The sequence below is a fragment of the Shouchella oshimensis genome (genome assembly GCF_002019765.1).
GTDB lineage: Bacteria > Bacillota > Bacilli > Bacillales > Bacillaceae_D > Shouchella > Shouchella oshimensis.
In genome coordinates, this window is the sequence record NZ_KV917380.1 from 2,238,266 (window position 1) to 2,253,132 (window position 14,867).

Here is a 14,867-nt window from a genome sequence, read left to right on the forward strand (position 1 = left end):
TCAAAAGTAAAAAATTAATTGAAAAGACAGACAAAATTGCTGAATTTCGAGCTTTTAAATGCAACACATTCTTTCCTTTCTATTTTATTAGTGAATAGGTAAAGTAACCCCTCCTGCAATCTTTACAGGAAGGGTTTTGCACACTCTTATTGAAAATCGCGCGGAATCGTCTTCTCCCACTTTTTCTCGAAGACTAACTCGTCGCGCAAGTAGGCTTTTAAAGTGTTTTCTAAATAGAAATTTGTTTTGTCTGCGGTCATTTTACTATCTGTATGAACTTCTGTCTGCCAGTCGTCTCGTCCAAGGGTGAGTTCCCATGTACAGTGAGCTTGAGCAGAAAGGGGATCGCCTTCACGTATCGTATAGACGTTACGGTTTGTACTGCCATACTCTATCCCATTATCAGGTAGCTTCCGTTTTCCTTCATCCGAGAAGTCGTCTAGCACCCAACGTTCGTTTAGAAGATCATAGTTGATGTGACGATAACGGGATTCTTTTCTTAAAATTTCTCTTCCCATAACTGGCGCCGCTTCTGGCTTTTCAAACGGCCATTCTCCGTCTTGTGCATGTGCGCCATCATCGCGAACCGGCAAGTGGAGCGTTGTATCTGTACCAGTCACAAGCTCAATTGTTGCTTCCTCTTTCGATGGCCATGCATGGGGCCAGTACGTTGGCGATAGGGCTAACTGTAAGCGATGACCTTCCGGGATACGAATGCCAACTGCATTGAGCTGAATAGTTGCCGTGTACTCTTCTCCCGGCTCTAGTGCTTCAGGGAATTCATGACCGTTTAAATGGTTCAAATTCAACATGCCAAAGCTTATCATTGTCTCCGCGCCATCAGGGGCAACATCACATAGTCTTGCGGCAATGAGGGCATCTCCTTGGTTACTTTTGAAGCGAATGTTCACTTTCGGCAAACCGAGTAAATGGAGGGCATCATCCAATGGTTCTGTCGTAAACGTTGTACTTAAGCCTTTTTCCATTCTCTGATCGGACGGCATATCCCCTTCTTGCCCGAACGGACACCAAACGCCACTGTATAAGCCGTGCTGTTGAACGCTTACTAATGAAACAATCGCCGTCTCTGCTCTTTCAGATGTCAATGCACCATCCCTTGTTAATGAAAAGGTTTGCTGCTGTCTTTCTACATCTTTCCAAGTGTTCTCAAAAATCCACTTACCTGGACGTTCTTCATAATGAACGGCAGGCTTGACGCTTTCTTGTTGCCAAGCGGTTAGCATTGGTTCCTCCATTATGCCTGTATCGACACCTTTTAACCAGTGGTCCCACCAGCGCACGCACTCTTGAAGAAAGCCAATTGCTGGTCCAGGAATTGCGACTTCAGGGTATTCATGTACCCACGGCCCAATTAACCCTTTTTTCGGACCCGAGAAATGTTCTAGCATTCTAAAAATTGCATTCGTATAGCCGTCAGCCCAGCCACCAACTGCGAATACTGGAACCGTCATCGCTTCATAATCTTCATTAACAGACCCTTGTTTCCAGTAATCATTTCGATGTTGGTGTGTGAGCCACGCTTCTACATATGGCGGTGTTTTCTTTAAACGTTCCAGCCAATTCTCAAACCACGACTCGCCAACAACGGTAGGATCTTGCGGGCGCGCATTGTACGCAAACATTGTGGATGACCACCACAGCATATCTGATGCTAAAATATTCCCCCCCATATAGTGGACATCATCAGCGTACCGATCATCCGTTGAGCATAGCGTAATCACAGCTTTTAGCTGCTTTGGCTGATGCTTTGCTACTTGTAAGCCATTAAACCCTCCCCATGATTTACCGATCATTCCCACGTCACCTGTACACCAATCTTGTTTTTCTAACCAGTGTAAAATGTCTAACGCATCTTTCTGTTCTTCCGGCAAATATTCATCATAGAGAATGCCCTCTGAATCTCCTGTACCGCGAATGTCTACGCGAATACTAGCATAGCCATGACCAGCAAAGTACGGGTGACGGATGGAATCGCGAAGTGCAGTAAAGTCATTTTTTCGATATGGTAAATACTCAAGTATAGCCGGAACTGGCTTTTTATTAGCCCCTTTCGGTAACCAAACTTTCGCGGCTAGCTTTGTTCCGTCAGACATTGGTATCCAAATATGTTCGATCACTTCAATTTCATAAGGATAGTCTTCTTTCATATGAAGCTTAGAATCTCGAACGTTAAAAACCATCGTTAGCCTCCTCTAGGAAAATCTTTTTTTAATGACCGAATAAGCGAAACGGTAAATAAGCCATATAACACAACAACAGGAACCGCTACAATGACTGCCGATGTTTGCACAACCCGTAGCGCACCAACACTAATGAGTGAAATCGCAAGTATTGAAAGAATAAAACCCCAAATGACACGATGCCATCTTGCCGGTTCTTGTTCGTCTTTCAACTCTTTCGTCGCGATCGATGCTAGCACATAGCTTGCTGAATCAAGAGACGTTGCTAAAAAGATAAACGCAAGAATGACAAAGAATGCCATGACGATCGTGCTAATTGGTAGAGAACGAAGTAGTTCAACGATTACCGCTTGTTCTCCCTCGGTTGCTAGAATTTCTGTTAGCGAGAGAGTTTGGTTGGTTTCAAGATGAATGGCGTAGCCACCAAATACAGCAAAATAGAGCCAGCTTCCAACGGTTCCCCATAATAATATCGATAAGATCAATTGACGTATAGAGCGTCCCCGGGAAATACGAGCAACAAACAAGCCAATAAATGGGGCAGTCGCGGCGAACCACGCCCAATAAAACACGGTCCATGTTTGCGGGAAACCACTATTTGCATTTGGATCTGTATAAAAGCTCATATATATAAAGTTTTGTAGCATTAATCCAAGGCTATTTGTGAAGTTGGATAAAATAAATAAGGTTGGTCCCGTAATCAATACAAAAACGGCAAGGGCCAAAGCTAAATATACGTTAATGTCACTTAATTTACGAATACCTTTATAAAGACCCAAATACGAACTGGCACTGAAGATGATTGTCCAAAATAGGATAATGATGATACTTAGTCCAAGAGATTGCTCCACTCCGATTAAATCACCAATGACAGCCGAGACCATTGGAACCCCTAAGCCAAGTGATGTGCCTAGTCCTCCTACAAGACTCCAGATCACAAGAATATCGATAAGCTTACCAAGTAAACCATACGAATGTTTTCCAAGTACACCTTCCAATGCTGTGCTAATTTTAAGTGATGGTCGTTTAGAAACATAGAAAGAATACGCAATCGCTACAGTAGGAAGAGCGTATAGCGCCCAAGCAGATAATCCCCAATGAAACAAACCATATGTAACCGCCCAATCAGCTGCATCTGTGCTTTCAGGTGAAAGACCAAAAGGAGGACCAGTGTAATAATAGAGCGGCTCTAGAACAGACCAGAACATAATACTTGTTCCCATTCCAGCACAGAAAAGCATTGCGCCCCAGCTAAAAGTTGAAAATTCTGGCTTTCCTTCTCCTAAACGGACACGTCCGTATGGTCCAAACGCAAGCCAACCTAATACGATAAACAAGCCAAACGTAACGAATTGAAATACCCAATCCATTCGAGTGGTTATGCCACTCATCACATCGTTTAAAAATGGCTCAGCAACAGCTTGATTTAATACGAGAAGCAAGGAAGCACCAATAATAACAACAACAGAAGACCAAAAAATTAAAGGATCAATCTTAGCTCGATTCATTTGAACACCCTCTTCATAAAATTTCGACTCACAGAGAAACGTTCTTGCAAAATAACAAATGCGATTATAAAATAATCACGATTAATTAATAATCATGATTATATAGTTTACTTAAAACAAGGTCAACTGACAAATGAGAGCACTATCGCTTAGAATAAAGATAGATTAAGTTAATAAGGAGTTTTTGATGTGGATAAAAAAGACGTAAAACGGCGCCGAATGTGGGCATACTTTATTGAAGCAACCGCTGCTATTATTGAAGAAGAAGGCTACGATCACATTACCATTCGAAAAATCGCCGACAAAGCAGGATACAATAGCGCGACGATTTATAATTATTTTTCTGAGTTAAGCCACTTAACCTTTTTTGCATCCATGCGATTCTTAAAACCTTACACATCGGCTTTCATTAATACAATAGACGATAACAAGTCGATCATTGAACAATATCTAAACGGTTGGGAATGTTTTTGTGAATTCTCTTATCAAAATCCCCGACTCTTTCATACCATCTTTTTAATGAATATTAGGGAAGAGCCTAAAGATTTGTTTAAACAGTATTATGACCTTTACGAAGACGATATTGTCGAGTTTCCCAATAGCTTAAAACCAGCTTTATATGAACGAAATGTTGCCATTCGAGGTGAATCTCTATTAAAGGCAGCGGCCGATAAAGGTGAGATTCCTCACTCAAAAGTGAAAACAATCAGCACGATGACCACTCTTATTTGGCAAGGTATGCTGACTAGCATTTTAAATCGTCAAACATCCTTAACATCGAATGAAGCGAAACAAGAAACAATGATTTCCATTCGAAATATTGTTTACCACGCTCATCTCTTTGAGACAATTACGTAATCATGTTTGATCAAAACTCTTTCGTTCTTTTTTTATAGACCTAAAGGACATATAAGCAATAGTTACAAAGAAAGAAGCTGGGACATAACGAAAAGTAGTATTTGAAAAGACGAATAGTCTAAACTATGCTGAGTAGCACCGCTGCAGGAGAATCCTTCGCTTTCCGGGAACCCGCCTCCTCCGTGGAAAACCGCCACTCCAGAGTTCGGATTCTCCTTCTGCTCATTTTCATAGAAAACAAACGACGAACGTTCCTATTTTCAGGAATGTTCGTCATTTTGATCTGTCTATCTACTTTTGTCCCAGCCTCTTTCTTTAACTCAATGTATACGTTAACGAAAGATGGCCCCTTCTCGTGTAAGCTGATTTAATCTTTCTGGTAATCGAAGGCTACCGATCGAATTTTGAGCCGAAATAAAGGATCCCCGAAAAACATCCAAACCTTCATTGCCACTACCTGTAGCATCTCCTGAATTTGCATTTAGACTGGATCCTTCCTCTGCTCTGAATCCATTTCCGTTACATGATCGCGCATTAGAACCACGAGCATTTATGGTTGAAGATCTTGTTGCAAGGAATCCATTTATCATCGCTTGATTGGCTACACTGTTTCTTGCTTGAATGGTAGACGTTTCGTTAGCAAAGAATCCATTATTTCTCGCGCGCTGGGCACTAGAAGTGTCTGCATTGATTATTGAATTAAAACGGGCACTAAAACCTTCTCGACAATCATTCGCAAGAGAGCGATCAGCGTTGATTATACTTCCTTTTTCCGCAAAAAAACCTTCCCAACTCGCTCCACTTGCATCACTTTCTTGAGCATTGATGGTACTTGCCCCTGTAGCATGATAGCCAATTGTACAATTTTTTGCAGATGATGTACTAGCGTTAATGGTCGATCCAGTAGAAGCGTGGAAGCCTCTATGGGAACCATCTACAGGTAAATCAGCAGCATCAATATGTGAATTGTATGTTGCCATGACACCATAGCCTCTACAGTTCTTTGCGCCATCACCTGCCCACTTATTAGCGGCATAACGTGCATTTATAGTGCCATTGTGAAGGGCGTGGAAGCCTCTATTGGAATGTGATACATTTGTCTCACGCGCATTCACTTTCGAGCCATCTCTACTATGAACAGCAGTATTCGTTGCATGACTCACATTTGATTGATAGATGTCGCAAAAAGATCCCCATATGGCATAAACAGCATTGTCGCCACTACAATAATCAAGGATAGAGCGAGCACAATTAATTTTCGAACCAAAAGACGCCATAAAAGCACGATTGGAGCAATATCGAAAGGATACACCTGTTACATCGCCCGCTCCGATTCCCCCGCCACCCTCTGTTAAGCCTTCCATATAGCAGAATGCCTCTGAATGGTAATAAGCACCGAGCCCTCGATCAGCATAATTCACACCAGCTCCTGGAAGTAATCGGACTTTCGATCCGAAAGCTACAGTAATGCCATCACACCGAGCAGTCTGCGTGTCATATTCAAACAGAACCCCAATCGTTGGCAATGTAGCTTGGTTTCGTCCCAAAAAGGCAGGTCTCCTTGATTCAATTAATGTTTCTGAAATCGCTGATGCTTGAATTGGCACAATTGAATCCTCACTAAGAATCGTCACCCAATCGAGATTTAAATTTTCGATATGAATCTGTTCTTTTAACACAAAACCCTTTAAAAGATTAAGAGTAACACTTGAATTACTGCGAGTTGCACCAGAAGTAATGAGTGCTCCAATCGCTTCTGTAATGCTCTCATATTCCCCTCCGTCACCAATATCAATGATCTGCTGTTCAATCTGAAGCGCACTTGTTAAATGGATCATTATTTTCTTCCCCTTCCTTTTCATATATGGACTTCATAATCTAGAAAGAGAAGGCGAACGATTATTCTAAAAATTTATCATAATAAAAATAAATATTCCTATTAGAAAAACGGAAAAAAGAAGTTGGCTTACTGTTAATTTGTATTCGTTTTTATTCTCTGCATACTTCTTTTCAAAAATAGCACGTACCGAAGCTAACAGAATTAAAAAAATAATAAGTAGATACCAAGGCTCAATTAACCAGTTTTGCATGTTGAGAGTCAGCAGCAAATTAACAATTAGTACGACCATAAAAGAGATTCGAATACCATAATCCCATTTTGCATGCTTTCGGTTCACATGGTTATATGAGAAAAATGGTTTCTTTTCCACTTGAAACCACTTTCTCATGACAATCTGAAAGAACCACAGTAACAGCACCACTACAGCTAGGCTAATAATAAGAAACTCCATTCCGAAAACAGACTCTGTATTCATTAAACTAGCCCTCCTTTCATTTCAGAACACTCTTAATCTGTTGGCATTTTATACGTTATAGCGAATTGACTATTAGTAGCGATTGTACGATGAATGTCTTCAAGCACTTCCATCGCCCGTTCTTTAGAATCGTATTTCCCTAATAAATTGCCCCACTCATTTAACCCAGCACTACCAACACCCATAATTTTCTTTCCAGAAATCGAAACCTCAATAACCTGACTGATTCTCTCTTTGTCTTGTGCCATTATCCACAACATCACGCTCAACTCTTTCCTCTTATTATTTTCTTCTATCCGTATTTACGTCCTCAATGTTCTCGTTGTTTCATTATTCAACAATAAAACTGATAAAACTGGATGACCCCATAGTTTAAAGCGTTAATGGGGCTTTGAGTTCGAATGATAAAATACAACAAAAGCACAATCAAAACACTTTTCTGTTTCATAGGATAGTACACCTCCATTTTTAACTCACTATTCAATACACGTTAAAAAGCCATTTATGCGTGGAGGTTATCTTAAAGAAGGAGGTGGATTGAAAATGTCTTGCAATCACTGCCATCGTTTTCACTGTTCTTGTTCAACTGTACAAAAATTTAACAGACCTCAGGTAAATGGTGTCACTGGACCTACTGGACCGACTGGACCGACTGGACCGACTGGACCAGGTGGTGGCGGCTCTGGTATTACGGGGCCTACTGGACCGACTGGACCGACCGGCGCCACTGGAGACCCTGGACTTACTGGCGCTACTGGACCGACTGGGGCTACTGGAATCGGGCTTACTGGACCGACCGGCGCCACTGGAGATCCTGGGCTTACTGGCGCTACTGGACCGACTGGGGCTACCGGAATTGGGCTTACTGGCGTGACTGGACCTACCGGTGCCACTGGAGATCCTGGGCTTACTGGCGCTACTGGACCGACTGGGGCTACCGGAATTGGGCTTACTGGCGTGACTGGGCCTACTGGGGCTACTGGAGATCCTGGTCTTACTGGCGTGACTGGACCGACTGGGGCTACCGGAATTGGGCTTACTGGCGTGACTGGGCCTACTGGGGCTACTGGAATTGGACTTACTGGCGCTACCGGACCGACTGGCGCTACTGGAGCCGCTGGTTCTACTGCCGTCATACCATTCGCATCAGGGATTGTACCATCTGTTATTTCAACAATTGCTGGTGGCTTAGTAGGGACGGTCAACTTGGTTGGCTTCGGAAGCAGTTCTACTGGCGTCACACTTGGTGCTTTCACAGTTGCAGATGTAGGAGAATTCTCTTTTAGAGCACCGCGAGCTGGCACAATTGATTCATTATCTGTGTCCTTTACCTCAACAGTAGGTGTAACCTTACCTATTGGAACAGGTGCCATAACCGCAACTGTTTACAAAGCAACGGGTGCTATTCTTGGATCAACACCATTCTTGCCAACAACTGCTACAGTAACTTTAACACCTGCTGTAACTGGTCTAATCACAATTGGTGACACGTTCACTGGAACCGTAACCGGCTTAGCTGAACCTGTACTTGCTGGAGACTTACTATTACTCGTCTTACAATTAGCATCTCCAGATATTACGTTTATTACGGTCTTAACTGGTAACACAAGCGCAGGTTTATCAATCACGTAAAGATAAAAAAGCGGTTCGCTCATGCGAATCGCTTTCTATTTTGGTTAATTAATAATAAAGTACTTCTACTCTCCCGCATATGTGACAGCGAATAAAATGAGTGTTTCCAGAAAATTTGTGGTCGCATTCCGATTGCAGAAGCTGTTTTTCATTCTGTAGTTCACTTAATCGTTGTTGTACTTGACTCAACTCTCGTTCCACCCGGCACATTCTCTTTTTAACGAGCTCATCCTTTACTTTATTAATAAAGACTTCCTCCAGCCTGTTTAAATTCCTCTGCTTTTGCTTTTAATCCTTCATCGATTTCTGCTTTCGTACGTAAGTCTCTTTCAGTAGCGTGTTTACGAATGTCGTGAGAAATTCTCATGCTACAAAATTTCGGGCCACACATTGAGCAAAAATGAGCTGATTTTGCACTTTCTGCTGGCAACGTTTCATCATGATACTCCACCGCTCGCTCCGGATCGAGGGAAAGATGAAATTGATCACGCCACCTAAATTCAAAGCGTGCTTTCGATAATGCATCATCTCGTTTCTGAGCACCTTTATGACCTTTCGCTAAATCTGCAGCATGAGCCGCAATTTTATAGGTGATCACCCCTTCTCGGACATCCTCACGATTGGGTAGCCCAAGATGTTCTTTTGGCGTTACATAGCAAAGCATTGCCGTTCCGTACCATCCAATTAGCGCTGCTCCAATTGCAGACGTAATGTGATCATACCCAGGGGCAATATCCGTTGTTAGAGGACCTAGTGTGTAAAAAGGAGCTTCTTCACAAAGGGCGAGCTGCTTGTCCATATTTTCCTTTATTAAATGCATAGGCACATGACCAGGTCCTTCCACCATTACCTGCACATCATATTTCCACGCACGTTTTGTCAATTCCCCTAACGTTTCAAGTTCTGCAAATTGAGCTTCGTCATTCGCATCGGCAATGGAACCAGGACGTAAACCGTCACCGAGTGAGAGACTTATGTCATAAGCTTTTAGAATATCGCAAATCTCATCAAAATGGGTGTACAAAAAACTCTCTTTATGATGGTGTAAACACCACTGGGCCATAATGGAACCACCTCGTGAAACAATACCTGTTGTTCGAGTGATGGTTAACGGGATATAGCGCAGTAAAACACCTGCATGAATGGTGACATAATCAACACCTTGTTCTGCTTGCTCAATGAGCGTATCTCGAAAAACAGCCCATGTTAAATCTTGAGCAATACCGTTTACTTTTTCAAGTGCTTGGTAAATTGGAACAGTGCCTACTGGAACAGGGGAGTTTCGAATGATCCATTCTCGAGTGGTATGAATATGCTTTCCAGTCGATAGATCCATAATCGTGTCAGCTCCCCAGCGAGTGGCCCAAGTCATTTTTTCGACTTCGGCTTCAACCGATGACGACACTGCCGAATTACCGATATTCGCATTGATTTTCACATGAAAATTCCGACCGATAATCATTGGCTCTGATTCTGGATGGTTAATGTTTGCAGGGATGATGGCACGTCCTTTCGCCATCTCATCTCTCACAAATTCTGATTCCACACCTTCTCTTATTGCGACAAATTCCATTTCAGGCGTAATGATTCCATTTCTCGCATAGTGAAGCTGTGTTACAAAATGACCTGGTTTTGACTTTCGTGTCTTATGTTCACTTTTTGGCGCCATCTTATCGGTAGCATCTCTGTTCTGAAATCCATTGTCACTTGGTTGAACCGCTCTCCCCATATAGTGCTCTGTGTCGCCTCTTTCCTTAATCCATTCTTCTCGGATTCGAGGTAAGCCCATTTTTAAGTTTACGTTATAAGTCTTATCGGTATAAGGCCCACTCGTATCATAAAGGCGTATGGCATCATTAGACTCTTCTTTGCCATCTATCCCAATGGTAGGCTCAAGTTGAACCTCCCTCATCGGTACACGTAAATCTGGTCGTGAGCCTTGCACATACACTTTTTCGCTTCCCTCAAAACTGGACATAAAGCTTACTCGTTTCTCATTTACTTCTGATGTCGTCACGTCGCTCTCTCCTTTTTCCAAATATGGAATTCAAAGATCGGACCTTTGTCCACGCCAAAAAGCTAGGTTCCATTTTGAACCTAGCATCACATACATAAATAGAAGACGGTACGTAAAGAGCGTAACCGTTAACTTCCCTACGCTGGCATGATCCAGATCAGGTCCAAAGAGTCAAGAAGCTTCATCGCGCTTCCCTCTCAGCCCAACTCATTGGACTCCCCTAGTTAGTCATTATTGAATTCAGTTATCATTGTAGTTGCAATAAATGGAAATGTCAATCAATTATCCGTAAACCTTTTACAGCAAAGGGACTTTTTCATAGCCAATAGAATTTTAGCCTAACATCCTACTGGCTTTCATTCCTTATTCAATACTTTCATGTTCAACGATCACTTAATTGAGAAATAGTCTTTAGTTAACCCCGTCATTGCTATAAACTTTACTTGCTCTCTCTTTAAACTCTTCCTCTCCAAAAACAGACGAAAATCTTTCTTGCTCTTTTCCTGAATCAACAAAAATGACTATTGGCGTACTATTAATATCAAAACCCTCTATTAGGAGATTCTTATTTTCATCCTCATTTATATCAACTGCTAATACTTCATTTTGTGTTTCCTCAATATAATCATTAATAATTGGTCTTACTTGTTGGCATGGTGCACAGTTCTTCTGATAGAAATATGCTATAAAGCTATCTTGATTCTCTTGCTTTTCTTTTAGTAGATCTGAGGTTACTGTTTTATATAACGAAGCTTCAGTTGCTACTAAATTACTTACAGAGACGAAACCAATAAATACCATTGTTAAGATTGCAGCCAAAATGACCGTTATTTTTTTCACTTTAATCACCTACCCTTTTCAAGAGAATTCATAATCGTTTGCGCCAAATTTTCGTCTGATTTAGACGTTATTACGTTCATTCCTTCCTCGTTTAACGAATAAATTTTATCGCACGAAGTTGCCAAATCTAAATCATGAGTTATAAAAATGACCGTTATTGTAGAGTTTATCAAAATTTGTTTGATTTTATTTCTTCTTACAACATCTAGCCCATTTGTTATTTCATCTAATATTAAAACGTCAGGTGGCGAGAGGATATATCGCGTTATATTTAACATTTGCTGTTGACCCATAGATAACTCAACGCCCTTTGAGCCAATCACTGTATCATAACCATCGGGCATCATTTCAACGATTTCATCAAAACCGACCAATTTTGATACCTTTTGAACATCTTCAAAATCGATATCTCTATAGAGCAAGATGTTGTTCAATATGGTGTCATTAAATATCTGAATATCCTGAGGGATATATAAAATTTTCTTTAGAAGAGACTCTTGGCTGATCTCATTAATATTCAAATGATTAACTAAAATTTCACCTTTTTCAGGTTTGTAATAACCTGCAAGCAATTTAGCTAACGTCGATTTTCCTGAACCACTGCTTCCTACTAGTGCAATCTTTTCACCTTGTTTGATTTCGAAGCTGATATTATGTAAAACATGGCTACTTGGATTAAACGAATAAGATAAATCTCGAATCCTAATTGTGTCAATTTTGTTTTCTAGTTTCGTATCATTTTCTGAGCTCTCTACCACAGAATTGACTATATCCTCATACCTTAAAGTAGCTACTCTTCCCTGGTGTAAAGTGGCTTGTATAGTCGTTAAGTTAACAAACGGATTAAAAACGTTAGATACCAAAGAGTTAAACATTAATAACATACCTGATGCTAAATTATCATTGATAACTAGGTAAGAACCAAATGCAAAAAAACAAATATTAAAAAGCTTTATGATAGAATCCTTAGTTAAGTTTTGAAATTGATCAAAAGACATAAACTTTTCTCTTATCGCATACAGTTCGTCTAACCTCTTAATCATTTTCTCTTTCATGCGTTTCGCAATGTTATAATTTTTGATACTCTCGATATTATCCACTGATTCTATCAGTTCAGTATTAAGGTATTCTTGTTGTTCAAATAAATCATAGCTTAAATTTTCATATCGATTTTTCGACAAAAATAACAGTAAAAAGAAGATGATAATCGGTATAAATGCCAACAAGGACAAATAAAAGTTAATCCTAAATAATATGACAAACGTAATAATGATCGCTAAAGCATCTAAAGGCAACGTTTGCAAAAAGAACAAGTATCGAGTTCTTATATCACTAATATTCGTAAACCTTGTTATCAACTCTCCGCTTACAAACTTTTCAGTAAACGTATAGCTCTGTGCAAAATAGTTTGATACTAGATTCTCTACCAAATCTTTATCTACAGCATTGTTTGATTTAATACTAAGAATAGAATTGAAATAACCAATAATGAATTGTATGACTACAGCTAAAAGATAGATGACTGTAACACTAACAATGAGACCAACAGCCGCATTTGGTATAATAACGTCAAAATAAGACGAGAACATTCCTGCCAAGTACACTGTTAGGGAATAGACAATGATGGATAAAACCCATGACAAGATAATAAGCTTTTTTATTTTATGTAAGCTCTTAAAAATACTATTGTTTTTCCTTGATTCCATTGATGAATATGCCATCATCTTCTTATTGTCTGTTACCTTATGAATTTCAAGAACAAAAGGAATCCACATAGAAAGAAATGTATCTATCTTAACTTTCTCTATTTGATTTTTTAATGGGTTGCCTATATAAACATGTTTTTTTGTTAACTTAAATAAAGTAACAAAGTGATTCTCTTGTCCTCCCCCACTAATCTGTGTAATGCATGGATAATCCAATTCATTTAGCGCTTCTATAGAAGATACACATTTAAAGACATTTGATTCGACTCCTATTTTTTCAAGTCCTTTTTTCATACCTAAAAAAGTCGTCCCATTTTTGTTTGTGAATAGTAAAATCTTTAATTGTGCCAGTGTAATCTCTGTTCCCCACATGTACTTTAGTAACATAGACACTGAGGCAGGGCCACAATCATTTTCTTCTAATTGTTTTGTGAAGTATTTACTTTTCATTTCCCTCTCCAGCTTGTAAAAAATTTTTTAAAGTTTTGTGTAGTTCCTCATACTGTGCTTTATACTCTCCATACTGAGCGTTTTCAAGTTTTTTTAAGATCGCAAAACTACTTCCATATTCTCTAATATTAAAGAAGAGTCTAGACAGAAGATGATCAAGATGAAATCCATTTGAATTTAGACTTCCATAATCTAGTTCTTTATGAGTCTTTTTATAGTCTATAATGCGCTGTATAAACTGGTGGTAATTGTATTCAAAAATAATGACTTGTACTAAGATATCCCAATATAAAGTGTCAGTCATATGGGGTGCTAATTCTTTTAACATTTCTAAGTTATTAGCTGCCTGATCAATATCACCAGCACCTAAGTAAAATTCAATTAGGTCGCTTACTGCTCTTACTTTATATTCTTTGTTTAATTCGTCATCGCCGCATAATGTTATTACCTTTAAGAGCGTGTCTCTATAAAAATCTTCATTTAAAGCACCTTTTCCGTCTCTACAAAGCAAGTAATGCCATCTAGGACTCATTGGTTCTTTATCAATCATAGGATAAAGTAAAGCCATATTCCGTTTTTGTTTTTCTTTACTAGTAGAGACGGCCTCCACATACCCATCGTGATGGAAAACAATGTCTTCAAAAGCTAAATAGAATAACTCAGAATGATCATCAGGTCGAGGCTCTTCATGAACAGCGCCGAAATAAAAAATGGACTGACTATTTGGTATGATTCTTCTAACCGTTTGAACCACATGGCCACCAGTATTTACAATGGCAGGACAACAAACCGCCTCTACATTTAATAAATCTATAATAGAAAGATGGGACTTCAAATTAGCAAATGAGCCATTTTCAACTGTTTCATCAGCGTCAATAAAGACGATCCAATCTTTTGAAGCTTTATGTATTCCGAAGTTTCTTATTTCAGCAAAATCATTGTTCCATTCCTTTTCAAAGATAAAAAAATTCGACTGCGCACGATACTTATTCAAGATGTTCAGCGTATGATCCGTCGACCCAGTATCAATAATTAAAACTTCATCGTTAACCCCAATATTACGATTAATTGCGTCTAAACATCTCTCGATACATCTCTCTTCATCTTTACATATAACAATTACGGATAGACTAAATTGTTTTAATTGTAAAGGTTCGATTGAATACGATCTTAAAGACTCAATTTTTTCAGTAATGTTCGAGGAGTATAACTTCAAATTAGTAAAAAATTTTTCTTTTGCGTCATTATCATACTTCATCGTTAAGCTCCTGTTCTTTTTTTATGCACCTATCATTTTGAGAGTAGAACCATACAACTTCTTTATAATTTTCAGGAACAAT

Annotated in this window: 11 protein-coding genes and 1 riboswitch; of the genes, 2 read left to right on the forward strand and 9 right to left on the reverse strand. The window is 39.6% G+C overall.

What is annotated here, in order from left to right:
* Nucleotides 1-146: 146 nt before the first annotated feature.
* Together BK583_RS11210 and BK583_RS11215 are read right to left on the reverse strand one after the other, a co-directional pair.
* On the reverse strand, nt 147-2,201 hold the full coding sequence (locus tag BK583_RS11210) for a CocE/NonD family hydrolase (RefSeq protein WP_055735228.1): 2,055 nt from the start codon (nt 2,199-2,201) through the stop codon (nt 147-149).
* A gap of 2 nt (nt 2,202-2,203) precedes the next feature.
* Entirely contained in the window at nt 2,204-3,709 is a 1,506-nt protein-coding gene (locus BK583_RS11215) for a BCCT family transporter (protein WP_055735227.1), read from the reverse strand.
* A gap of 189 nt (nt 3,710-3,898) precedes the next feature.
* Here BK583_RS11215 and BK583_RS11220 point away from each other — a divergent pair, with 189 nt between their 5' ends.
* Complete coding sequence (locus BK583_RS11220; protein WP_078440151.1) at nt 3,899-4,567, forward strand: TetR/AcrR family transcriptional regulator; 669 nt, start codon at nt 3,899-3,901, stop codon at nt 4,565-4,567.
* Nucleotides 4,568-4,899: 332 nt separating this feature from the next.
* Here BK583_RS11220 and BK583_RS11225 read toward each other — a convergent pair whose 3' ends face one another.
* From BK583_RS11225 to BK583_RS11235, 3 genes are all read right to left on the reverse strand, one after another.
* Nucleotides 4,900-6,405, reverse strand: a complete 1,506-nt coding sequence (locus BK583_RS11225) for a hypothetical protein (RefSeq protein ID WP_055735226.1) — start codon at nt 6,403-6,405, stop codon at nt 4,900-4,902.
* A 66-nt stretch (nt 6,406-6,471) separates the two neighbouring features.
* Nucleotides 6,472-6,882, reverse strand: coding sequence for a DUF4181 domain-containing protein (locus tag BK583_RS11230; RefSeq protein ID WP_055735225.1), 411 nt, complete (start codon nt 6,880-6,882; stop codon nt 6,472-6,474).
* Nucleotides 6,883-6,914: 32 nt separating this feature from the next.
* Nucleotides 6,915-7,151 carry a hypothetical protein gene (locus BK583_RS11235; protein ID WP_139366187.1) on the reverse strand — a complete coding sequence of 79 codons (237 nt, stop codon included), beginning with the start codon at nt 7,149-7,151 and terminating at the stop codon, nt 6,915-6,917.
* 274 nt (nt 7,152-7,425) lie between these two features.
* Between BK583_RS11235 and BK583_RS11240 the strand changes: the two genes are divergently transcribed.
* Nucleotides 7,426-8,514 carry an exosporium glycoprotein BclB-related protein gene (locus tag BK583_RS11240; RefSeq protein ID WP_078440152.1) on the forward strand — a complete coding sequence of 363 codons (1,089 nt, stop codon included), beginning with the start codon at nt 7,426-7,428 and terminating at the stop codon, nt 8,512-8,514.
* Between the two features lie 241 nt (nt 8,515-8,755).
* Here BK583_RS11240 and thiC read toward each other — a convergent pair whose 3' ends face one another.
* From thiC to BK583_RS11260, 4 genes are all read right to left on the reverse strand, one after another.
* Nucleotides 8,756-10,492 carry a phosphomethylpyrimidine synthase ThiC gene (thiC, locus tag BK583_RS11245; protein ID WP_139366239.1) on the reverse strand — a complete coding sequence of 579 codons (1,737 nt, stop codon included), beginning with the start codon at nt 10,490-10,492 and terminating at the stop codon, nt 8,756-8,758.
* Between the two features lie 156 nt (nt 10,493-10,648).
* A riboswitch (TPP riboswitch) is annotated at nt 10,649-10,763 on the reverse strand.
* A 179-nt stretch (nt 10,764-10,942) separates the two neighbouring features.
* Nucleotides 10,943-11,371, reverse strand: a complete 429-nt coding sequence (locus BK583_RS11250; RefSeq protein WP_038479641.1) for a thioredoxin family protein — start codon at nt 11,369-11,371, stop codon at nt 10,943-10,945.
* Between the two features lie 5 nt (nt 11,372-11,376).
* Nucleotides 11,377-13,527, reverse strand: coding sequence for a peptidase domain-containing ABC transporter (locus tag BK583_RS11255; protein WP_055735222.1), 2,151 nt, complete (start codon nt 13,525-13,527; stop codon nt 11,377-11,379).
* Nucleotides 13,517-14,785, reverse strand: a complete 1,269-nt coding sequence (locus tag BK583_RS11260) for a glycosyltransferase (protein ID WP_055735221.1) — start codon at nt 14,783-14,785, stop codon at nt 13,517-13,519. Before BK583_RS11260 ends, BK583_RS11255 begins: the two co-directional genes overlap by 11 nt.
* Nucleotides 14,786-14,867: the final 82 nt, after the last annotated feature.

Excerpts from the sequence above, each read along its gene's own strand:
- BK583_RS11210 (WP_055735228.1), bottom strand. The coding sequence starts at position 2,201 with ATGGTTTTTAACGTTCGAGATTCTAAGCTTCATATGAAAGAAGACTAT.
- BK583_RS11215 (WP_055735227.1), bottom strand. The coding sequence starts at position 3,709 with ATGAATCGAGCTAAGATTGATCCTTTAATTTTTTGGTCTTCTGTTGTT.
- BK583_RS11225 (WP_055735226.1), bottom strand. The coding sequence starts at position 6,405 with ATGATCCATTTAACAAGTGCGCTTCAGATTGAACAGCAGATCATTGAT.
- BK583_RS11230 (WP_055735225.1), bottom strand. The coding sequence starts at position 6,882 with ATGAATACAGAGTCTGTTTTCGGAATGGAGTTTCTTATTATTAGCCTA.
- BK583_RS11240 (WP_078440152.1), top strand. The coding sequence starts at position 7,426 with ATGTCTTGCAATCACTGCCATCGTTTTCACTGTTCTTGTTCAACTGTA.
- thiC (WP_139366239.1), bottom strand. The coding sequence starts at position 10,492 with ATGTCCAGTTTTGAGGGAAGCGAAAAAGTGTATGTGCAAGGCTCACGA.
- BK583_RS11255 (WP_055735222.1), bottom strand. The coding sequence starts at position 13,527 with ATGAAAAGTAAATACTTCACAAAACAATTAGAAGAAAATGATTGTGGC.
- BK583_RS11260 (WP_055735221.1), bottom strand. The coding sequence starts at position 14,785 with ATGAAGTATGATAATGACGCAAAAGAAAAATTTTTTACTAATTTGAAG.